The sequence below is a fragment of the Vagococcus sp. JNUCC 83 genome (assembly GCF_053667615.1).
This window is the reverse complement of record NZ_CM132204.1, coordinates 2,044,820-2,064,608: the sequence shown is the minus strand read 5'-3', so window position 1 is coordinate 2,064,608 and position 19,789 is coordinate 2,044,820. Positions and strand designations below refer to the sequence as shown.

Sequence of the window (19,789 nt, the reverse complement as noted above, 5' to 3'; positions counted from 1 at the left end):
GGTAAAGGACTCAATGGTGATGACAGATCCAATTGCAGACTTCTTAACTCGTATTCGTAACGCGAATATCGTGAAACACGAATCATTAGAAGTACCTGCATCAACAATCAAACTTGAAATCGCAAAAATCTTACAACGTGAAGGTTTTGTGCGTGAAGTAGAATTCATCGAAGATGACAAACAAGGAATCATCCGTGTTTTCTTAAAATATGGTAAAAACGACGAACGCGTTATTACTAACTTAAAACGTATCTCTAAACCAGGTTTACGTGTTTATGTAAAAGCTGATGAAGTGCCTAAAGTATTAAATGGTTTAGGTATAGCTATTATCTCAACTTCAGAAGGTATCTTAACTGATAAAGAAGCAAGAGAGCGTAACACTGGTGGAGAAGTACTAGCATACGTTTGGTAAAAAATTATTAATCAAGGAGGTGGCCTAGAGTGAGTCGTATCGGAAATAAACCAGTTGTAGTTCCTGCAGGTGTCACAGTTGCACAATCAGGAAACACTGTTACGGTTAAAGGTCCAAAAGGTGAATTAACTCGTGAGTTTTCACCAAATATTACGTTAAACATTTCAGAAGGTGAAGTTGTCTTAACTCGTCCTGATGATACTAAAGAAAACAAAACCTTACATGGTACAATGCGTGCTAACTTAAACAACATGGTTGTTGGTGTTAGTGAAGGGTTTGAAAAAGCTCTTGAGTTAATCGGGGTTGGTTACCGTGCTCAATTGCAAGGTAAAAAACTTGTTTTAAACGTTGGATATTCACATCCAGTAGAGTTTGAAACGCCAGAAGGCATCACAATTGAAGTTCCTTCAAATACACAAATTGTTGTTAAAGGATCTAACAAAGAAGTTGTTGGAGAACTTGCAGCAAACATTCGTGGAGTACGTCCTCCTGAGCCTTACAAAGGTAAAGGTATTCGCTATGTTGGTGAACACGTAAGACGTAAAGAAGGTAAAACAGGTAAATAACAAATAAATATATGAGGTGACAAGTGTGATTTCAAAACCAGATAAAAATAAAGTGCGCCAAAAGAGACATCACCGCGTACGTAGTAAAATCTCTGGTACTGCCGAGTGCCCACGCTTGAACGTATTCCGTTCTAACAAAAACATCTACGCTCAATTAATTGATGACGTAGCGGGTGTGACACTTGCAAGTGCCTCTACTGTCGATAAAGATATCGCAGGAGAAAATAAAACAGAAGCAGCTGCAGCTGTAGGTGCTTCAATCGCTAAAAAAGCAACAGAAAAAGGTATTAAAGAAGTAGTCTTTGACCGTGGTGGATACCTTTACCATGGACGTGTAGCTGCATTAGCTGAAGCAGCACGTGAAAATGGACTAGAATTTTAGGAAAAGGAGGAACACCATTCATGGCTAATTTAGATGCTAGACAATTCGACTTAGAAGACCGCGTAGTTGCTATTAACCGCGTATCTAAAGTTGTTAAAGGTGGACGTCGTCTACGCTTTGCTGCTTTAGTAGTAGTTGGAGATAGAAACGGTCACGTTGGATTTGGTACTGGTAAAGCTCAAGAAGTACCTGAAGCAATTCGTAAAGCAGTAGAAGATGCTAAGAAAAACTTAATTGAAGTACCAATGGTAGGCTCAACAATTCCTCACGAAGTGATTGGATCATTCTGTGGTGGACGTATCCTTATGAAACCTGCTGTAGCCGGTTCTGGGGTTGCTGCTGGTGGACCAGTACGTGCCGTCCTTGAGTTAGCAGGTATTTCTGATATTACAAGTAAATCATTAGGATCAAACACACCTGTCAACGTTGTTCGCGCAACTGTTGAAGGATTAAGTAGACTAAAACGTGCAGAAGAAGTGGCTGAACTTAGAGGCATTTCTGTTGACGAACTAATCGGATAAGGGGGACTAAAAATGAGCGAATTAAAAATTACGTTAAAGCGTAGTGTCATTGGACGTCCTCAAAACCAACGTGATACAGTGAAAGCTTTAGGCTTGAAAAAAACTAATTCTACAGTCGTGAAACCTAACAATGAAGCGATTAAAGGAATGGTTAACACTATATCTCATTTAGTGGACGTTGAAGAAATTTAATTATGATTTGTAGGTAGACTATTTTAAGGAGGTGCCGAATATATGAAACTTCATGAGTTACATCCGGCAGAAGGATCAAGACATGTACGTAATCGTGTAGGTCGTGGTTCATCATCTGGTAACGGTAAAACATCAGGTCGTGGACAAAAAGGTCAAAAATCACGTTCAGGTGGTGGTGTACGTTTAGGATTTGAAGGGGGACAAACTCCTTTATTCCGTCGTTTACCAAAACGTGGATTTACTAACATTAATCGTAAAGATTATGCAGTTATCAACTTAGACGTATTAAATCGTTTTGAAGATGGTACTGAAGTAACACCAACTACTTTAATTGAAGCAGGAATCGTTAAAAACGAAAAATCAGGAATCAAAGTTTTAGGTAATGGTGAATTAACTAAAAAATTAACTGTTAAAGCAGCTAAATTCTCTGAATCTGCTAAATCTGCAATTGAAGCAGCTGGTGGGTCAGCTGAGGTGATCTAATGTTTAAGCTGTTGAAGGATTCGTTTAAGATAGAAAATATTCGTAATAAAATATTTTTTACACTTTTCATTCTCTTCGCGTTTAGAGTTGGAGCACATATTACAGTACCTGGTGTTGACGCAAAAGCATTGACAAGTTTAAATGACTTGGCATTGATGGCGATGTTCAACACGGTCAGTGGTAATGCCATGGAGAGATTCTCATTGTTCGCAATGGGAGTATCGCCGTACATTACTGCGTCTATTATTGTTCAATTACTTCAAATGGATATTGTGCCGAAATTTGTTGAGTGGTCGAAACAAGGTGAAGTTGGTCGTCGAAAATTAAACCAAGCTACACGTTATATTACGTTGGTACTAGGGTTTGTTCAATCGATTGCCATTACAGCTGGTTTTAACATGTATTCAAATGCCGGATTAGTGAAAAGTCCAAGCATCTATACTTATATTAGTATAGGAATCATTCTAACAGCGGGTACCATGTTAGTTACTTGGATGGGGGAGCAAATATCTGAAAAAGGAATTGGAAATGGTGTCTCAATGATTATCTTTGCAGGGATTATTGCTAGATTCCCAGCGAGTATCAAAGAAATCTATGTAGACTATTTTGTCAATATTGATAAATCTGATATGTGGAAATCTGTATTATTCATACTTGCTTTAATTATTGCTATTCTTTTAGTTGTAGTTATGGTTACTTATGTGCAACAAGCAGAAAGAAAGATACCAATTCAATATACAAAACGCGTGGCTGGCGCACCACAAAGTAGCTATTTACCGTTAAAAGTAAATGCTGCAGGAGTTATTCCTGTTATCTTTGCCAGCTCAATTATTGCAACACCACAAGCTGTTTTGACTGCTTTTGAAACAAGTCAAAGTGGAAAAACATGGTTTGATGTGTTGTCAACACTATTTAATTACACAACTATTCCAGGTGGAATACTTTATACAATTATGATTGTTGCTTTTACATTCTTCTATGCCTTTGTTCAGGTTAATCCTGAGAAAGTTGCTGAGAATTTGCAGAAGCAAGGAAGTTATATTCCAAGTGTACGACCTGGTCAGGAAACACAGCAATTCATTTCTTCTCTATTAATGAGATTAAGTGTTGTTGGATCTGTGTTCTTAGGATTAGTGGCAATTTTACCAATTATTGCGCAAAATATTTGGGGCTTACCTCAGTCAATTGGATTGGGAGGAACAAGTTTACTGATTGTCATTAGTGTGGCTCTTGAAACGAATAAACAACTTGAAGGGTTATTGTTGAAGCGTCAGTACACTGGTTTTATCAGAGAGTAAGAGTGTGTGTTGGGGGTTTTCCTCAGCACTTTTCTCGAACTTAAGGAGGAAAACAAATGAATCTCATCCTAATGGGGTTGCCAGGAGCAGGTAAAGGAACTCAAGCGGAAAGAATCGTCGATGTTTATGAAATCCCACATATTTCTACTGGAGATATGTTCCGTGAAGCAATGAAGAATGAAACACCTCTTGGTAAAGAAGCAAAATCTTATATCGATAAAGGTGAATTAGTTCCGGATTCTGTGACAAACGGTATTGTAAAAGAACGTTTATCACAAGCTGACACTGAAAAAGGATTTTTATTAGATGGATTTCCTCGTACACTAGCTCAAGCAGAAGAATTAGATACAATTTTAGAAGAGTTAGGTAAAAAAGTAGATGATGTCCTAAACATCCATGTAGCTGAAGATGTGTTAGTTGACCGTCTAGCTGGTCGTATTATTTGTAGAAGTTGTGGTGCTACTTATCACAAAACAAACAATCCACCAAAAGTGGAGGGTACTTGTGATCGCTGTGGTAGTCATGATTTTTATCAAAGAGAAGATGACAAGCCTGAGACTGTCAAAAATCGTCTAGAAGTTAATATTAAAAATAGTGAACCAATTTTAGCGTATTACCAAGATAAAGGTGTGTTACACACTATCGATGGTGATCGTGACATTGATGCTGTTTTTGAAGATGTGAAATCAATCATAGATAAAGCAAATTAGAACGCTCATCTAGTTATCAATTTAATCTATGTCACTCACTATTTCTTACCCGCGTTTTTTTGTTGAATTGACGTTGGTATCTTTTCTTTGTATAGCTTTTATGCTATAATACAAAAGTTGAAAAGAAATAGGTGTGAGTACTATTTTGTCAATTGTCAGATGCAAACACTGTATAAGGAGGTACTAGTTGTGGCGAAAGAAGATATGATTGAAATCGAAGGTACAGTCGTCGAAACTTTGCCGAATGCAATGTTTAAAGTTGAATTAGAAAATGGCCATGTTATTTTGGCTCACGTATCGGGAAAAATCAGAATGCATTACATTCGTATTTTACCTGGTGACAAAGTAACTGTTGAGTTATCTCCATATGATTTAACTCGTGGTCGTATTACTTACCGCTTTAAATAATTGTACTCCGTAAAATTCAAGGAGGTATAATCATGAAAGTAAGACCATCAGTAAAACCAATTTGTGAAAAATGCAAAATAATTCGTCGTAAAGGTCGAGTTATGGTTATCTGTGAAAACCCAAAACATAAACAACGTCAAGGATAAAGGAGGTGTAACGAATAATGGCTCGTATTGCAGGTGTAGATATTCCTCGTGATAAACGTGTTGTTATTTCGCTTACTTACATTTACGGTATTGGAAAGAAAACTTCTCAAGAAATCTTAAAAGAAGCAGGAGTTTCTGAAGATATTCGTGTGCGCGATTTAACTAACGAACAAACTGATAGCATCCGTGCTGCAGTAGACAAATTAAAAGTAGAAGGTGACTTACGTCGTGAAGTGAACTTAAACATCAAACGTTTGATGGAAATTGGTTCATACAGAGGTATGCGTCATCGTCGTGGATTGCCAACTCGTGGTCAAAACACAAAAAACAATGCTCGTACTAGAAAAGGACCAGCTCGTTCAATCGCTGGTAAGAAAAAATAAGATTAGAGTGAAGGAGGTTTAAAGCTTCATGGTAGCAAAAAAAGTTTCAAGAAAACGCCGAGTGAAAAAAAATATTGAAGCAGGTGTGGCACATATCCACTCTACTTTCAATAATACAATCGTAATGTTAACTGATGTACATGGAAATGCTATTGCATGGTCATCTGCAGGTTCATTAGGATTTAAAGGTAGTAAAAAAGCAACTCCATTCGCAGCTCAAATGGCAGCTGAAACTGCAGCAAAAGCAGCTATGGAACATGGCTTGAAGACTGTTGACGTAACTGTAAAAGGACCTGGTTCTGGTCGTGAAGCAGCTATTCGTTCATTACAAGCAACAGGATTAGAAGTGACAGCAATTCGTGACGTTACTCCAGTTCCACATAATGGATGTCGCCCTCCAAAACGCCGTCGTGTTTAGTGAGAGTTTATTCATTGGATAGGAATTATAACGACATTGAACAAGACACTTTCGTTTTGAAAGGGGTATAGACAAGAATGATAGAATTTGAGAAACCAAGAATCACAAAGATCGATGAAGATAGAGATTATGGCAAGTTCGTCATCGAACCACTTGAAAGAGGATATGGAACGACTTTAGGGAACTCCCTACGCCGTATTTTATTATCGTCTCTACCAGGGGCTGCCATCACTAATTTACAAATCGATGGTGTGTTGCATGAATTTTCAACTGTCAAAGGTGTACGTGAGGATGTCACTCAAATTATTCTAAATATTAAGGGACTTGCTTTAAAGCTTTATGCTGATGAAGAAAAGACTCTTGAAATTGATATAACTGGCCCAGCTGAGGTGACTGCTGGAGATATTCTTACTGATAGTGACGTAGAAATAATGAATAAAGATTTATTCATTTGTAGCGTTGCTGAAGGTGCAACTTTCCGTGCAAGTTTAACTGTTAAGCCAGGACGTGGTTATGTACAAGCAGAAGAAAATAAGAGTGAAGATATGCCAATTGGTGTATTACCAGTGGATTCTATTTACACGCCAGTAAACCGTGTTAACTACCAAGTAGAAAACACACGTGTTGGGCGTCGTGATGATTACGACAAACTAACTTTAGATGTTTGGACTGACGGATCTATCGCTCCTCAAGAAGCTATCAGTTTATCTGCTAAAATCTTGACTGAGCATTTAGATATTTTTGTTAACTTAACTGACGAAGCAAAAAATGCCGAAATCATGATTGAAAAAGAAGAAACACAAAAAGAAAAAATGTTAGAAACAACAATCGAAGAGCTTGATTTATCAGTTCGTTCTTATAACTGTTTGAAACGCGCAGGCATCAATACATTACAAGAATTAACAAATAAATCTGAAGCCGAAATGATTAAAGTTCGTAACTTAGGACGCAAATCACTTGAAGAAGTAAAAGCTAAATTAGCTGATCTTTCTCTAGGATTACGCCAAGAGGACTAATCTAAACCGATTTAAAGGAGGGAACACGACGTGAGTTATCGTAAATTAGGTCGCACAAGCAGCCAACGAAAAGCAATGTTACGTGATTTAACAACTGATTTAATTATCAATGAACGCATTGAGACAACTGAAGCTCGTGCAAAAGAAATCCGTTCAACAACTGAAAAAATGATTACTTTAGGTAAACGTGGGGATCTTCATGCTCGTCGTCAAGCTGCAGCATTCGTAAGAAACGAATACTTAGAAGCTCGTTTAGACGAAAAAGAAGAAACTATCATTGAAGAAAGTGCTTTACAAAAATTATTCAATGACTTAGGACCTCGTTATGCTGACCGTCAAGGTGGTTACACACGTATCCTTAAAAAAGGACAACGCCGTGGAGACGCAGCACCAATGGTTATCATTGAACTTGTTTAATTTTGAAATTGCATCACTTTATAGATGATCTTTTTAGAGTGTTATGATGTTGGAGAGAAATCTCCGAGTCTAGCTCGGTGCAGTCCTCTGTCTTTTATGATAGAGGACTTGCGCTCATCATATAAAGTGCTTTTTTTATATCATCAATTATGATAAATGTTTATTATTCATAAAATGTTTCTTTGTATCCTCAAATAAGTTGAGTTTAGAAAGAAGCATTTTTTAAAAAACTAAAATGACGTGATCTAAGGAAGGCAGTAAAATGAAAAATCCTTTAATTGAATTAAATAATATCACTTTTAAATATTATGGTCAGGACAATCATGCTCTAAATAATGTGTCTCTTAAAATTAATCAAGGTGAATGGGTTGCTTTAATTGGTCACAATGGGTCTGGTAAATCAACGCTTGCTAAGACCATTAACGGATTGATTACCCCAGAATCTGGTGAGATTATTGTAAATAACGAAGTGCTCAGAGAAGAAAATATATGGGATATTCGTAAAATGGTTGGGATGGTGTTTCAAAATCCTGATAATCAGTTTGTTGGTTCTACAGTTGAAGACGATGTGGCCTTTGGTTTAGAAAATCAAGGTGTTCCTCGTGATGAAATGATTGTAAGGGTCAACAATGCCTTAGAGAGAGTTCGTATGTCTGACTTTAAAACAAAAGAACCCGCGCGATTATCTGGCGGACAGAAGCAACGTGTCGCGATTGCTGGCGTGATTGCATTAGCTCCTGATGTGATTATTCTTGATGAGGCAACATCTATGCTTGATCCTCAAGGTAGACAAGATGTGATTGAAACTATACGAGCACTAAAAGAAGAAACGAATTTAACCGTTATTTCTATTACACACGATATTGATGAAGCTGCCTATGCTAATCGAGTGTTAGTAATGAAACAGGGTGAAATTATCCATGAAGGCACACCACAAGAAATTTTTTCTCATGGTGAAGCATTAATTGGTATGGGGCTTGATGTCCCATTTCCTGAAAAACTGAAAGCTTCATTAAGAAAAAAAGGAATAAATGTGCCAAAAGAGTATCTGACGAGGGAAGGAATGGTGGAATGGCTATGGACATACGGTTTGAGAAAGTAGATTTTACATATCAACCTAATAGCCCATTTGAGCAACGTGTGTTATTTGATATCAACTTAGACATTCCAAGCAATAGTTATAGTGCAATTGTGGGACACACAGGTAGTGGTAAATCCACTTTATTACAACATCTGAATGCGTTACTGAAACCTACTAGTGGTAAAGTGATTATTGGTGATAGAGAGATTACTCCTGAGACAAGCAACAAAAATTTAAAGCCGATTCGTAAAAAAGTAGGAATTGTGTTCCAATTTCCCGAGTCACAATTATTTGATGAAACAGTGGCACTTGATATTGCATTTGGTCCAAAGAATTTTGGTGTCTCTGAAGAAGAGGGTTTGAGACTTGCTAGCGAGATGTTAGCACTTGTGGGGCTTGATGATAGTTACCTTGAGCGTTCGCCATTTGACCTTTCAGGTGGACAAATGCGACGTGTGGCAATTGCTGGAGTGCTTGCGATGGAGCCCGAGGTATTGATTTTGGATGAACCAACAGCCGGACTTGATCCCAAAGGTAGAAAAGACATGATGGATATGTTCTATCGATTGCATAAAGAAAAAGGTATTGGCATTATTTTAGTGACTCATTTAATGGATGATGTGGCTGAGTATGCCGACTTTATGGTGGTCCTTGAAAAAGGAAAAATCCAAAAAAAAGGACATCCACGTGAGATATTCAATGATGTTGAGTGGTTACGTGAGAAACAATTAGGCGTTCCAACCGCGACAGAATTTGCTTTTGATTTAATGGAAAAAGGGATGGAATTTAATCGTCTACCGTTAACTGCAGAAGAGTTATCTGAAGAACTCTTACCTATACTTGAAAAAAGGCAGGTGTTCTCAGATGATGAATAAATTAATTTTAGGACGTTATATACCAGGTGATTCAGTTGTCCATCGTATGGATCCAAGGGCAAAGCTAATTGCGAGTTTTTATTTTATTGGAATTATCTTTATCTGTAACAACTTTTTATCATTTGGTGTGATGTTTGCCTTTACGCTATTTTGTATTTGGTTATCACAAATTAAACTAAGTTTCTTTCTCAAAGGAGTGAAACCATTAATCTGGTTAATCCTGTTTACAGTCGGACTGCAAGTGCTATTCACTCGTGGTGGCCATGTCTATTTTGAATGGGGTTGGGTAAGTATTAGCCAATTCGGTTTGGTCAATGGGTTCTTTATCTTTACGCGTTTTGTGCTAATTATTTTTATGTCGACACTTTTAACGCTAACGACACCACCATTATCGTTGTCAGATGCGATTGAGTATCTGCTTCGACCGTTGGAAAAAATTAAATTTCCTGCGCATGAAATTTCGTTGATGCTATCTATTGCACTACGTTTTGTGCCAACGTTGATGGATGAGACAGAAAAAATCATGAATGCGCAACGTGCTCGTGGGGTCGATTTTGGTGAAGGAAACTTAATGGATAAGATGAAAGCTATTGTGCCACTTCTGATTCCGTTATTTGTCAGTAGTTTTAACCGGGCAGAAGAATTAGCGATTGCGATGGAAGCACGTGGTTATCGTGGTGGAGAAGGACGTACGAAATACCGTGTGTTGCATTGGGATAAAACAGACACTCTTGCTATGTTGTCATTTGTCGTATTGACGATTGTGCTTGTGTTAGTTAGAAATTAATATATAAAAAGCGAGGACATGTGCCTCGTTTTTTCATTGGAAAAAATAAAGGAGAAGAAGCATGACAAGATATAAAGCGAATATTAGTTATGATGGAACAAACTATGCAGGGTTTCAGATACAACCAAATGCTGTGACTATTCAAGAAGTCATAGAAGCCACTCTAAAGAGATTGAATAGTGGAAAGCCTGTAACTATTCATCCATCAGGTAGAACAGACTCAGGGGTTCACGCAGTTGGTCAGGTGATACATTTTGATTTGCCACAAAAACGTGACGTGGAAAAATTACGATTTGCTCTAGATACACAAACGCCAGAGGATATTAGTATTTTATCTATTGAAAAAGTGACAGAAGATTTTCATGCGAGATACTTGGCAACAGGAAAAGAATATCATTATCATGTTGATACAGGAAAGTCCCCTAATCCATTTAAACGATTATATGCTGCCCATTTTCGTTATGAGCTTGATTTGGATGCTATGAGACGTGCCGCACGTTTTATTGAAGGAGAACATGACTTTAGTGTGTTTTGCGCGACAGGAAGTTCTGTGGAGGATAAAACGCGTACTGTCTATAGTGTGACAATAGAAGAAGTAGGTAACGATGAATTATTATTTGTATTTAAAGGAAATGGGTTTTTATATAAAATGGTCCGTATGCTTGTTGGAACGTTATTAAAAATAGGGAATGGCCAACTACCAGAAGACGCTATACAACGTGCCCTAGTGAACCAAGACAAGAAAATGACAGGACCAACTGCTCAACCTGAGGGGTTATTTTTAATGAAAGTCGATTATAATGGCGAGAAAAAGTGTCATAAATAATGTGAATTTTGTTGACATATCAACAAAATAAGGATAATATGGTTAGTGGTATTGTTTGCCCCACGATGAGCCCCGGAAACTTATTGTGTTATGTCAAACAACAGAAGAAAATTGGAGGAAAAACACCCATGCGTACAACATATATGGCCAAAAATGGCGAAGTAGATCGTAAATGGTATGTAGTGGATGCAACAGATGTTCCTTTAGGACGTCTATCAACAGTTGTAGCATCTATCTTACGTGGAAAAAATAAACCAACATTCACACCACATGTGGATACTGGTGATTATGTAATTGTAATTAATGCTGATAAAGTAAAATTAACTGGTAAAAAAGCAACTGACAAAGTTTATTACCGTCATAGCCAACATCCAGGTGGTTTGAAATCTATCACTGCTGGTGAACTACGTGATAAAAACTCTCGTCGTTTAGTTGAGAATTCTATCAAAGGTATGTTACCAAAGAATACTTTAGGACGTAAACAATGGTCTAAATTATTCGTTTATGGTGGAAGCGAACATCAACAACAAGCTCAAAAACCAGAAGTATTAGACATTACAAACCTAATTTAAGGAGGAAAATAGATTGGCTAAAGTACAATATATCGGCACAGGCCGTCGTAAAAAATCTGTTGCTCGCGTACGCTTAGTACCTGGAACAGGTAAAGTAGTGATGAACAACAAAGACATCGAAGAATATATTCCACATGCTGATTTACGTGAAGTAATTATGCAACCTCTTGTTTTAACTGAAACAAAAGGCGCATATGACGTTTTCGTAAACGTTAATGGTGGTGGATATGCAGGACAATCTGGCGCAACTCGTCATGGTATTGCTCGTGCATTATTACAAGTAGATCCTGACTTCCGTGGAGCTCTTAAACGTGAAGGATTATTAACACGTGACGCTCGTATGGTTGAACGTAAAAAACCAGGTCTTAAAAAAGCTCGTAAAGCATCACAATTCTCTAAGCGTTAATATTGCTTATATATCAACGTTTCAAACACCTTTTGGTTCACACCAAAGGGTGTTTTTTTTACGCTTTTTTAAAAAGTTCACACCAAAATTCACACCATTTTCACACCATTCAATTTTTCAAATTTCGATAAGCGATTTCCCCGACAGCCATAGGAACTATATTTGAAGTATTAACATAGTATTTTGTTGTACTTGTATCACTATGTGTTAGAGCCTCAGAAATAGTTTCTATAGATACACCACTCAAGCGAGCTAAAGTTGCTCCTGTATGACGTAATTTATGTGGTGTAGCGTGTGTAAGCTCAGGGTGTCTACGTTTAACTGTTTTCATTTTATTGTTTAAGTAATCAGCGTGTAAGCGACTATTTACATTTCCTTTAGAATCAATGTAAGTGAATACATATTGTTCATCAACTTGAAGAATATTAAATTTAGCTAACTCTTGTTTTTGTTGGATTTTCCAAGAATGGAGTAAAGCTGTTAACTCAGCAGGTATTGAGAAAATAGTTTTTTTATTTCCTTTAGTATTTTTTACACCTTTTTTTCTGTCTAAAGCTTGTACTAAACTTATTTCTTTATTTTCTAAATTGACATGTTTCCACTGTAGAGCATAAGATTCTGATTTTCTGTTTCCAAGAAAGAATGTAGTAAAGAATAAAACGTAGTCTTTTAGAGATAGTTTGTCTTGTTCTAAGTCTTGTTGAAATGCTGAAAACCATGCTTGTAATTCTTCTTTTGATAAGTATAGATCAGAATCATTTTTTTCTTCTTGTAGTTGAATTTTCTTAATAGCTTTTATTCTTCTAATCGTTTTTGCAATTCGATTATATTCAATATAATCCAGCTCTTCTGCCCAATCAAAAATTGAAATAACATAACTTTTTATTGTTTTGAAATTAGCATATTCTCTAGATTTTTGAGTCATTAAATTGAGAATAACTTGTTTATTATTATTTAGAAAATCAATAGAATAATTACCTAAGAGTGGTAAAATATGCTTTCTAAATATAATTTCAGTATTTTCAATAGTGACAATGGTTGGTGGCTTAGCAGTAGAAGTTGTTTGTCCTGATTTATATGCTTCCCACCATACGTTTGTATAAAAATCTGAAAAAAGAATGTTACCGTCACTTTCTAAAGGTATGTCTATATCTCCATCAAGTATATTTGAAATTTTAGTTAATAACTCTATTTCAAATTTTCTTGCATCACTTCTTTTTTTGAATCTTTTTTCAACTACCTTAGAGGAAATCCCTAAAGATGATTTTACTTCTTCAGGGATATACATTCTAAGTCTATATGTTCCATTTTCTGTTTTTGTTATTGCCATGATAAATTTCTCCTTTTAGTTTGAGCTAGAAAACTATCATAATAAAATCATAAATCAATTATGATTATTTTTCTAGCCTATTTATCCATTTATGAATTTCATTTTTATCAAATCTAATTGTTTTTCCAATTCTTATAGTTGGTAGTCCTTTGTTTATCCAACTATCTAGAGTATTATTAGAAATATTTAAATACTCACAAGTTTGTTGTTTATTTAGGTAAGGGCTAGATAGATTTAAATTGGTGAGATGATTAGTGATCTCTTGTTCTATTAAATTTGAAATTAGTTGTTGAATTTCTTGTATTTGTTCTTCAAGTAACATAACTTTCAAATTGATTACCTCCAATATTTTTTTAAAGAAAATTGTCATATTTTTTTTGATAGGTTAGTTTTTGTATTTGTTTTTCTGTAACATGTATTACTTCATCTAATCTTCTTGCTAATTGATAGAACGTATCGATTTTTGAATCAAAGTTTTTACCTTTAATTTTGATTACTTTCTCAAAAAAATCTTTTGGACTATAAGGTGTAGTGACAATAAATGTATGAACTATTAAATTTTTATTCTGGTATCGTGAAGGTGCACAATTTTTAAAATTGTATGGATCAAACATTCGTAGTAAATCACTATATTCAAAATCGTTTGGTCTTAACTCATCGAGAATGACAATATTTTCATCAATATAGTTTTGAAAGGGATCATTACTTGAACCGCTAATATAATAAGAACGGCTTTCTTTTTGGGCTTTTTTTTTAGCTAATTGAGTTTTGCCAGTTCCAGCTGGTCCGTATATCCATAACGTTTTACTTTTCGCCCCTTCAGCTTCCCTTGACTCTATCCACTTATTTGCTTGTCTTTCTAATCCTTTTTTATAGACAACATCAATTTGTCTATGATATTGAGCTAATTCAGCTCCATTTAGTGAGTTTTCTAATTTTTCTTTACTAATCTTTCCTTGTAATAAGAGGTCTAAAAATTCATCGATTTTGATTTTCCTTTTTTTCTTTTTCAAATTGTTATTTTTAATTGATTTTCTAATTTTTTCTATACGTTTTAAGTAATCAAAATTGGCAATTACTTCTTTTGGATCATATTGATGCTGATGTTTTGAATTTTCAGTTTCGTGAATTAAATATGAGTAGCCAGATTCTAATTTTTTATCCCATTTTTGGATGGATTGTGGCTTATCTTTAAGCATTTTTGCAATATTCTCTATACTACGAGCATTTTCAAAATGAAACATGACATGTATATGTTTATCTTTTAAAGAACCATCATCTTTTTTATCCTTATCATGGATAATTGCTGCAAACTCAGTTGGTTTAATCTCAGTTTCTATACATTTAATTACTTCCTCAAGATTTTCAAAAGGTAAATATTTAAATTTCTGAACGTACATCATATTTCGTTCTCTTTTTCGTTTTGTAGACATAGTGTAATCCTCCAGTATTTTTTCGTAGCACAGAAATAAAAATGTTAATCTCAATTACCATCTTTAAGTGCCAATTCCTATTTGTAATTTTTTTAATATAATTTTTTAAAACCTTTTTAAAACAAGATTTATAATTCTGTAGTAGTCGAGAAAAAATTAATTAGTAAATTTTATTCTGACACTGACACAAATATAATTTGGGCGGATAACAAGCCCTCCGCCCAAGTAGTTAAAGGGAAATGAGTGTTTTGACACAAGATTTAAGAGAGATGATAGTTTGATTCGCTTGTCTGTTTGATTATGTCAGGGACATAATCAAGACAAGCAAACTATCATTCAAAAGTTGAGATAATCTAATTTGCTTTGCGAATATCATCAGCTTTGATACTCATTAAAACAGCTCCATTTTGATTCTTGTAAGGAGTGCCAATTGCATTAATAACATTGACATAAGTTGATGCGGGAATCTCTTTTAATTTTGGTAATACAACGATAACTGGTTCACCAAAATCTAAGTCCAATAGGCGATAAGCGTAGCCAGAAATCTTTTCAGTTTTTTCTCCATTTTCATAAATAAACTTTGTTATAGGTTCTGTTGCAGTTGATAATAAGTTATTTAAATTTAATTTGTATTTCATAATAATTTTCCTTTCATTTCTAATCGTTTGATTAGTTAAGCTACAGCGTTTCTCGTCTTTCAGAGCTCTGGACGTTTTTTAATTCTTTTATATAGTTAAAATTTGTCTCCCAATAACTTGAAACAAATTTTTGAGGATTTCCCGTATTGCTTGAAAATTGAATGTATCCATGTCCTTTTTCAGTATTATCTATTGAAGTTAGTTCCTGATTTAATGAACCAAAAGTCATTCGCAAACCATCTTGTGATAAATTACCAAAAGCAATCTTCACGGAAAGTTGATCTCTTATATTGCCAGGAATTGCATCAGTATCTGGACGTTGTGTTGCTAAAATGATGAATATACCTGCTTGTCTGCCTTTTAAAATTAGAGTAGTGAGAAGACTGTGAATCGACTTTTTATCTTTAGAACTACAACTTGCGACAGCTGCAGAAACTTCATCGAAAAAAATTAGAATCGGAGATAATTTATGATCTTTTGCGGTTGTCCCAATTTCATTTCTGATTAGTTCATATCTTTCATTCATGATTTGAATGTTTTGAGTTAATAGTTCTATGATAGATTCGGTTGAATCGGCAGTACGTTCATTAAAAAAATTAGCTCCGATTTGATATAAATCTGCTTTTTTAGGATCAATAATGTTAATTATCATTTTTTTCTTATAGGCTTTCAAAATTAGTTCTTGTAAGAAGTATGTTTTTCCTGATCCTGTTCCACCTACAACTAATAAATGAGGTTCTCTATAGAAATTCCAACTTAAAAAGTAATTGAAAGATAATTCATTTCTATTAGAATTCAAATTGAGTAATTCTTCATTCATTGAATATCGTTTATTATTTGATAGGTAGAAAATATATTCAGTATATTCAGCGAAGATTAGTTTGTTTGTTAGCTCTTTTTTTACAAGAGACATCAGTTCAGCATCAAGGTTTTGAGCTTTCTTAGTATAATGATTTCCTTTCGTGTAAATCTGAATATGAAGATAGGAATTACCGTCTAAAAAGTAGCAAATAGTTGCTGAATTTTTGAAAATTTGTTTTCCATCAATCGTTTGAAAGTCACCTAACTTGTTGTTTTTAATAAACTGAGAAAATTTTAAATTCCATAGAAAATTAATTTTACTTTTTGTATTAACCGATAAAACTCCATTTGTAATAAGAATTATAAGTATCAAAGATAAACTTTGCTTATTGAATCCGAATGTTAAATTCAAAACTAATAGAAATAGTAATACAGGAGTAGAAAATAGAAGTGAAACAGTAAATATATCTAATCCAAAAAATTGAGCTGAACAGATATATTTAATATCTTTTTTAATTGTTTTCATCACTTAATCTCTCTTTCTAAAAGTTATTACTTAAAGAGGAGAAACGCTTTCACAGCGTTTCTATGGCTCTTCAAGAAGAATTTCTGGCTTTATAGAAACTCTTTAATGTTGCATAGTAGTTTACTGTCTGAAAGTGTTTGTATCTGTGCGTTTCTATCACCAGGATTGTTAAATACATAGCTAACTTGAATCGTTGAATTACCTTCTTCTTTAAAAATCGAAGCTATTCTTCCAATAGAACCATTCTTTAATCTAAAATTGAAAGATTTAAAATCTTTAGGTAAGGGCATTTGTTGTGGTGATTTAATTTCACAGTAATATATCCCAGTAATATTAGCTGTTTTCGAAAAAATTCCAGACTGAATCTTTTTCGTATTATCATTTTTATTTTTTGTTTTCATAAAAAAACCTCCTTCTTAATTCATCAAAAATCCATGCATGTTTTCTTGATGAATTAAGAATATCACTAATTATGTGTGTGAGTAGTGGTATTTATAGATGTTTTTTTTGATAAAAGTGCACACATTTAGTATAATAAAAAAGAATAAGAAAGTAGTGATTTAATGGATAACAGAATAGAATTCGAAAATTATTTAATTCCTAAAATAGGAGTTAGAGCAAAAAAAATAAGAGAGGAGTATGGATGGAGCCAGTTTAAAGTTTCTCCAGAAAATAGAAGTACTATTTCTAAGTTAGAAGCAAGCGGTAAGAAAGATTTTTTGAAGAAAAGTAGTGTTAATCCAGCAACTGCATCAATATTAAAGAACATAATTGAAGCAGTGGAATTGTATGGAAGCACACCGATTACGTATGAAGAATTAATATTTGGAAATGAGGATGAATATAAAAATATTTTGAAGTTTGTTTTTGATGAAATATCACTATCAATAGTTAGTTCAGAAATTATTGATGATGATGTAGCGTTTTATTTTAAATACAATGATACTTATAAGGAAATAAGGCAAATATTGAAAAGAATAAGTTTGTTTAATGCAGAATTGTCATTATTAGAATATGATATGATGAAGGATTCATTTTATGATTTTCCTGTTAGAAAAAATGAGAACGAATTTTTCAGTGGTGAAGAGAAAAAAAAGTATTATTTAGAAAAATATAAAAAATGTTATGAAAACTCAATGGAGTATCTATGGGAAAAGGAAAAAAATAGATTTATAAAAAGTTTTAAGCTGTTTTTTATTACTAAAAATACATTGTTTGAAAAGAAGATAATGACAATTGGTAAAGAATTAACGACATGGATCAATAATGATTTATATAAATTAATGGAAGAAATAGAAGAAGAATATAAAAATGAAGTAGTAGTTAATATTGGCTTTAAAATTAATGGAACAACCAAAGATGTTTTAGATGTGATTGAGTTAAATCAAAAATATCATACAGATATGTCAAAGATGATTTATGAAGAAAAAAATAAAGATTTAATGTTTAAAGGAAAGAAGTTAAATAAAACAAATATTAATAAAATAAAAAACTTGATATCGAAGGAACTTGAAACTAAAAAATCTGCTAATCTTAAAATAATAAATGTATATGATGAGTTTGTGAATAATTTAAAAAACATACAAGATGAGAGTTTAAATATTAAAAAAACAGGATTTAGTTTAGTGAACTAAGCAATATATAAATAAAACTCGAAGCAAATCTTTTATATAGGATTTACTTCGAGTTTTTTAATTATAAAAAAGGGTTTGTCAAGTTAAGTGTGTAAGTAATTTTAAATAATAATAGAACGACAATTTGACAATGAGTCGTCCTGTGATAATCTTCGAGGATAAGAGGGCATTTTTAATAAAGCTCTTGTCCCGATAAAAATTCACAGGACGAGAGACTCGTTGTCAAATTATATATATCCAACCTATTTTGATTAGTACCGATTATATTTTTCAACTCGTTTTGAAAAAGAATCATTAACAGTTAATTGATTAAGCACCATAGCCCAATTGTGAACGTGTCCACCTTCCCATTTACTTTGAAGTTCTTTTACTCGAAGATATAGCAGCTTAAGAAGGGCATTCTCATTAGGGAAAGCGCCTTTTTTAGTTACCTTACGGAAACTTGAATGAACACTCTCTACAGCATTTGTTGTGTACATTATTTTTCGAATAGCTGATCCATAATCAAATAGTTGTTCAACATGTTGAAAATTTCTTTTCCAAACATCAACAGCTCCTGGATAAATAGCCCACTTTGTTTGAAAGGTATCAAAAGCTGTTTGAGCAGCCTTTAAAGAAGAAGCGCTGTAAAAAGACTTCATATCCTTACAAACTTCTTTATAACTCTTACTTGGTACATAGCGAAGGGCATTTCTAACTAAATGAACTAAACAACGTTGAACCACAACGCCTGGGAAAATAGCTTTAGCACCATTTTCAAGTCCTGATACGCCGTCCATTGAAATAAATAGAATATCTTCAACTCCACGCTCTTTAATCTCATCAAAAATCTGCATCCATCTGTTTTTTGATTCTGTTTGATTTAACCAAAGGCCTAAAATTTCTTTATTTCCTTTTAAATCATAGCCAAGAATTGTATACACTGCACATTCTTTCACTTCATAATTTTCTCTTAGAGTGACATACATACAATCAACAAACAAGAAGGCATAGCATTTGGCCAGAGGTCTGATTTGCCATTCCTCAAGTTCTGATAATATTTGATCTGTGATATCCGACACCATGTCATGAGAAATAGTAAAGCCATAAATATCTTCAATTGTCGAGGCAATATCTCGTTGACTCATGCCTTTGGCATACATAGAAAGAACTTTACTTTCAATACTTGAAACGTCTTTGCTTCTTTTAGGAATAATTTCTGGTTCAAAAGAAGCATCTCTATCTCTTGGAACCTGAATGTCTAATTCACCGAAACTTGTTTTTAACTTTTTATTTCCATATCCATTCCGTCTGTTTTGAGTTTCTTTTTCTTGTCTTGACTGATTCTCATAACCTAAATGATTATCTAATTCTCCACGTAGCATAGCTTCAAACATCGGTCCAAAAACATCTTTTAAAGCTTCTTGCATATCTTCAACCGATTCTGGTTGATAGATGTCAATAATTGATTGAGCTAACTTCGCTGATTTTTGGTCTCTTTTCTTTTTAGCCACAGCTTCTCACTCCTTTAATCTATTGTAAAAAAAGA

General features: G+C 34.1%; 28 protein-coding genes. 21 read left to right on the top strand and 7 right to left on the bottom strand.

The annotated features are described in order from the left end of the window. Positions 1 to 13 precede the first annotated feature (13 nt). From rpsH to rpsI, 20 genes are all read left to right on the top strand, one after another. The gene (gene rpsH / locus JNUCC83_RS09965) at positions 14 to 412 is read left to right on the top strand and encodes a 30S ribosomal protein S8 (RefSeq protein WP_071457753.1); all 399 of its coding nucleotides are present in this window, start codon (positions 14 to 16) and stop codon (positions 410 to 412) included. Between the two features lie 29 nt (positions 413 to 441). Further along, the gene (gene rplF, locus JNUCC83_RS09960) at positions 442 to 978 is read left to right on the top strand and encodes a 50S ribosomal protein L6 (RefSeq protein ID WP_454459875.1); all 537 of its coding nucleotides are present in this window, start codon (positions 442 to 444) and stop codon (positions 976 to 978) included. Between the two features lie 25 nt (positions 979 to 1,003). After that, positions 1,004 to 1,360 (top strand): 50S ribosomal protein L18, encoded by a 357-nt coding sequence (gene rplR / locus JNUCC83_RS09955; RefSeq protein WP_454459874.1) that lies wholly within the window; start codon positions 1,004 to 1,006, stop codon positions 1,358 to 1,360. A gap of 20 nt (positions 1,361 to 1,380) precedes the next feature. Next, positions 1,381 to 1,881, top strand: coding sequence for a 30S ribosomal protein S5 (gene rpsE / locus JNUCC83_RS09950; RefSeq protein ID WP_071457750.1), 501 nt, complete (start codon positions 1,381 to 1,383; stop codon positions 1,879 to 1,881). A gap of 12 nt (positions 1,882 to 1,893) precedes the next feature. Continuing rightward, entirely contained in the window at positions 1,894 to 2,073 is a 180-nt protein-coding gene (gene rpmD, locus JNUCC83_RS09945; RefSeq protein ID WP_071457749.1) for a 50S ribosomal protein L30, read from the top strand. A gap of 42 nt (positions 2,074 to 2,115) precedes the next feature. Beyond that, entirely contained in the window at positions 2,116 to 2,556 is a 441-nt protein-coding gene (gene rplO / locus JNUCC83_RS09940; protein ID WP_079346401.1) for a 50S ribosomal protein L15, read from the top strand. Next, a complete protein-coding gene (gene secY, locus JNUCC83_RS09935) occupies positions 2,556 to 3,854 on the top strand; it encodes a preprotein translocase subunit SecY (protein WP_454459873.1) in 1,299 nt (432 codons plus the stop codon). Before rplO ends, secY begins: the two co-directional genes overlap by 1 nt. Before the next feature lie 56 nt (positions 3,855 to 3,910). Next, the gene (locus JNUCC83_RS09930) at positions 3,911 to 4,564 is read left to right on the top strand and encodes an adenylate kinase (RefSeq protein ID WP_079346397.1); all 654 of its coding nucleotides are present in this window, start codon (positions 3,911 to 3,913) and stop codon (positions 4,562 to 4,564) included. A gap of 189 nt (positions 4,565 to 4,753) precedes the next feature. Continuing rightward, positions 4,754 to 4,972 (top strand): translation initiation factor IF-1, encoded by a 219-nt coding sequence (gene infA / locus JNUCC83_RS09925; protein WP_071457745.1) that lies wholly within the window; start codon positions 4,754 to 4,756, stop codon positions 4,970 to 4,972. 32 nt (positions 4,973 to 5,004) lie between these two features. Next, positions 5,005 to 5,118, top strand: a complete 114-nt coding sequence (rpmJ, locus tag JNUCC83_RS09920; protein WP_071457744.1) for a 50S ribosomal protein L36 — start codon at positions 5,005 to 5,007, stop codon at positions 5,116 to 5,118. 17 nt (positions 5,119 to 5,135) lie between these two features. Beyond that, complete coding sequence (gene rpsM, locus JNUCC83_RS09915) at positions 5,136 to 5,501, top strand: 30S ribosomal protein S13 (RefSeq protein ID WP_071457743.1); 366 nt, start codon at positions 5,136 to 5,138, stop codon at positions 5,499 to 5,501. Positions 5,502 to 5,529: 28 nt separating this feature from the next. Further along, positions 5,530 to 5,919 (top strand): 30S ribosomal protein S11, encoded by a 390-nt coding sequence (gene rpsK, locus JNUCC83_RS09910; RefSeq protein WP_071457742.1) that lies wholly within the window; start codon positions 5,530 to 5,532, stop codon positions 5,917 to 5,919. Positions 5,920 to 5,996: 77 nt separating this feature from the next. Then, positions 5,997 to 6,935, top strand: coding sequence for a DNA-directed RNA polymerase subunit alpha (locus JNUCC83_RS09905; protein ID WP_454459872.1), 939 nt, complete (start codon positions 5,997 to 5,999; stop codon positions 6,933 to 6,935). A 30-nt stretch (positions 6,936 to 6,965) separates the two neighbouring features. Next, positions 6,966 to 7,352, top strand: coding sequence for a 50S ribosomal protein L17 (rplQ, locus tag JNUCC83_RS09900; protein ID WP_071457740.1), 387 nt, complete (start codon positions 6,966 to 6,968; stop codon positions 7,350 to 7,352). 262 nt (positions 7,353 to 7,614) lie between these two features. Continuing rightward, positions 7,615 to 8,454: an energy-coupling factor ABC transporter ATP-binding protein gene (locus JNUCC83_RS09895; RefSeq protein ID WP_454459871.1), complete on the top strand. Its 840-nt coding sequence runs from the start codon at positions 7,615 to 7,617 to the stop codon at positions 8,452 to 8,454. After that, positions 8,430 to 9,308, top strand: coding sequence for an energy-coupling factor ABC transporter ATP-binding protein (locus JNUCC83_RS09890; protein WP_454461362.1), 879 nt, complete (start codon positions 8,430 to 8,432; stop codon positions 9,306 to 9,308). The genes JNUCC83_RS09895 and JNUCC83_RS09890 overlap by 25 nt, the downstream gene beginning before the upstream one ends. Next, positions 9,298 to 10,095: an energy-coupling factor transporter transmembrane component T family protein gene (locus JNUCC83_RS09885; RefSeq protein WP_454459870.1), complete on the top strand. Its 798-nt coding sequence runs from the start codon at positions 9,298 to 9,300 to the stop codon at positions 10,093 to 10,095. Before JNUCC83_RS09890 ends, JNUCC83_RS09885 begins: the two co-directional genes overlap by 11 nt. A gap of 61 nt (positions 10,096 to 10,156) precedes the next feature. After that, positions 10,157 to 10,921 (top strand): tRNA pseudouridine(38-40) synthase TruA, encoded by a 765-nt coding sequence (truA, locus tag JNUCC83_RS09880; RefSeq protein WP_454459869.1) that lies wholly within the window; start codon positions 10,157 to 10,159, stop codon positions 10,919 to 10,921. Positions 10,922 to 11,049: 128 nt separating this feature from the next. Next, positions 11,050 to 11,493 carry a 50S ribosomal protein L13 gene (gene rplM / locus JNUCC83_RS09875; RefSeq protein WP_071457735.1) on the top strand — a complete coding sequence of 148 codons (444 nt, stop codon included), beginning with the start codon at positions 11,050 to 11,052 and terminating at the stop codon, positions 11,491 to 11,493. Between the two features lie 13 nt (positions 11,494 to 11,506). Next, positions 11,507 to 11,899 carry a 30S ribosomal protein S9 gene (gene rpsI, locus JNUCC83_RS09870; RefSeq protein WP_071457734.1) on the top strand — a complete coding sequence of 131 codons (393 nt, stop codon included), beginning with the start codon at positions 11,507 to 11,509 and terminating at the stop codon, positions 11,897 to 11,899. A gap of 109 nt (positions 11,900 to 12,008) precedes the next feature. Here rpsI and JNUCC83_RS09865 read toward each other — a convergent pair whose 3' ends face one another. From JNUCC83_RS09865 to JNUCC83_RS09840, 6 genes are all read right to left on the bottom strand, one after another. Continuing rightward, complete coding sequence (locus tag JNUCC83_RS09865) at positions 12,009 to 13,229, bottom strand: site-specific integrase (RefSeq protein ID WP_454459868.1); 1,221 nt, start codon at positions 13,227 to 13,229, stop codon at positions 12,009 to 12,011. Between the two features lie 64 nt (positions 13,230 to 13,293). Then, a complete protein-coding gene (locus JNUCC83_RS09860; RefSeq protein WP_454461361.1) occupies positions 13,294 to 13,551 on the bottom strand; it encodes a helix-turn-helix domain-containing protein in 258 nt (85 codons plus the stop codon). A 31-nt stretch (positions 13,552 to 13,582) separates the two neighbouring features. Continuing rightward, positions 13,583 to 14,662, bottom strand: coding sequence for a Rep family protein (locus JNUCC83_RS09855; RefSeq protein WP_454459867.1), 1,080 nt, complete (start codon positions 14,660 to 14,662; stop codon positions 13,583 to 13,585). A gap of 353 nt (positions 14,663 to 15,015) precedes the next feature. Beyond that, entirely contained in the window at positions 15,016 to 15,300 is a 285-nt protein-coding gene (locus JNUCC83_RS09850) for a hypothetical protein (protein WP_454459866.1), read from the bottom strand. A 40-nt stretch (positions 15,301 to 15,340) separates the two neighbouring features. Then, the gene (locus tag JNUCC83_RS09845) at positions 15,341 to 16,627 is read right to left on the bottom strand and encodes an FtsK/SpoIIIE domain-containing protein (RefSeq protein ID WP_454459865.1); all 1,287 of its coding nucleotides are present in this window, start codon (positions 16,625 to 16,627) and stop codon (positions 15,341 to 15,343) included. A gap of 89 nt (positions 16,628 to 16,716) precedes the next feature. After that, positions 16,717 to 17,028, bottom strand: a complete 312-nt coding sequence (locus tag JNUCC83_RS09840) for a hypothetical protein (RefSeq protein WP_454459864.1) — start codon at positions 17,026 to 17,028, stop codon at positions 16,717 to 16,719. A 162-nt stretch (positions 17,029 to 17,190) separates the two neighbouring features. On the opposite strand from JNUCC83_RS09840, the gene JNUCC83_RS09835 reads away from it, so the two are divergent. Next, entirely contained in the window at positions 17,191 to 18,261 is a 1,071-nt protein-coding gene (locus tag JNUCC83_RS09835; protein WP_454459863.1) for a hypothetical protein, read from the top strand. Between the two features lie 251 nt (positions 18,262 to 18,512). On the opposite strand, the gene JNUCC83_RS09830 is transcribed toward JNUCC83_RS09835, so the two are convergent. Then, the gene (locus tag JNUCC83_RS09830; protein ID WP_454459153.1) at positions 18,513 to 19,754 is read right to left on the bottom strand and encodes an IS256 family transposase; all 1,242 of its coding nucleotides are present in this window, start codon (positions 19,752 to 19,754) and stop codon (positions 18,513 to 18,515) included. Positions 19,755 to 19,789: the final 35 nt, after the last annotated feature.

Coding starts and splice junctions, on each gene's coding strand:
- rpsH (WP_071457753.1), top strand. CDS start 14: ATGGTGATGACAGATCCAATTGCAGACTTCTTAACTCGTATTCGTAAC.
- rpsE (WP_071457750.1), top strand. CDS start 1,381: ATGGCTAATTTAGATGCTAGACAATTCGACTTAGAAGACCGCGTAGTT.
- rpmD (WP_071457749.1), top strand. CDS start 1,894: ATGAGCGAATTAAAAATTACGTTAAAGCGTAGTGTCATTGGACGTCCT.
- rplO (WP_079346401.1), top strand. CDS start 2,116: ATGAAACTTCATGAGTTACATCCGGCAGAAGGATCAAGACATGTACGT.
- secY (WP_454459873.1), top strand. CDS start 2,556: ATGTTTAAGCTGTTGAAGGATTCGTTTAAGATAGAAAATATTCGTAAT.
- JNUCC83_RS09930 (WP_079346397.1), top strand. CDS start 3,911: ATGAATCTCATCCTAATGGGGTTGCCAGGAGCAGGTAAAGGAACTCAA.
- rpmJ (WP_071457744.1), top strand. CDS start 5,005: ATGAAAGTAAGACCATCAGTAAAACCAATTTGTGAAAAATGCAAAATA.
- rpsM (WP_071457743.1), top strand. CDS start 5,136: ATGGCTCGTATTGCAGGTGTAGATATTCCTCGTGATAAACGTGTTGTT.
- rpsK (WP_071457742.1), top strand. CDS start 5,530: ATGGTAGCAAAAAAAGTTTCAAGAAAACGCCGAGTGAAAAAAAATATT.
- JNUCC83_RS09905 (WP_454459872.1), top strand. CDS start 5,997: ATGATAGAATTTGAGAAACCAAGAATCACAAAGATCGATGAAGATAGA.
- JNUCC83_RS09895 (WP_454459871.1), top strand. CDS start 7,615: ATGAAAAATCCTTTAATTGAATTAAATAATATCACTTTTAAATATTAT.
- JNUCC83_RS09890 (WP_454461362.1), top strand. CDS start 8,430: ATGGACATACGGTTTGAGAAAGTAGATTTTACATATCAACCTAATAGC.
- JNUCC83_RS09885 (WP_454459870.1), top strand. CDS start 9,298: ATGATGAATAAATTAATTTTAGGACGTTATATACCAGGTGATTCAGTT.
- truA (WP_454459869.1), top strand. CDS start 10,157: ATGACAAGATATAAAGCGAATATTAGTTATGATGGAACAAACTATGCA.
- rplM (WP_071457735.1), top strand. CDS start 11,050: ATGCGTACAACATATATGGCCAAAAATGGCGAAGTAGATCGTAAATGG.
- JNUCC83_RS09865 (WP_454459868.1), bottom strand. CDS start 13,229: ATGGCAATAACAAAAACAGAAAATGGAACATATAGACTTAGAATGTAT.
- JNUCC83_RS09860 (WP_454461361.1), bottom strand. CDS start 13,551: ATGTTACTTGAAGAACAAATACAAGAAATTCAACAACTAATTTCAAAT.
- JNUCC83_RS09855 (WP_454459867.1), bottom strand. CDS start 14,662: ATGTCTACAAAACGAAAAAGAGAACGAAATATGATGTACGTTCAGAAA.
- JNUCC83_RS09850 (WP_454459866.1), bottom strand. CDS start 15,300: ATGAAATACAAATTAAATTTAAATAACTTATTATCAACTGCAACAGAA.
- JNUCC83_RS09845 (WP_454459865.1), bottom strand. CDS start 16,627: ATGAAAACAATTAAAAAAGATATTAAATATATCTGTTCAGCTCAATTT.
- JNUCC83_RS09840 (WP_454459864.1), bottom strand. CDS start 17,028: ATGAAAACAAAAAATAAAAATGATAATACGAAAAAGATTCAGTCTGGA.
- JNUCC83_RS09835 (WP_454459863.1), top strand. CDS start 17,191: ATGGATAACAGAATAGAATTCGAAAATTATTTAATTCCTAAAATAGGA.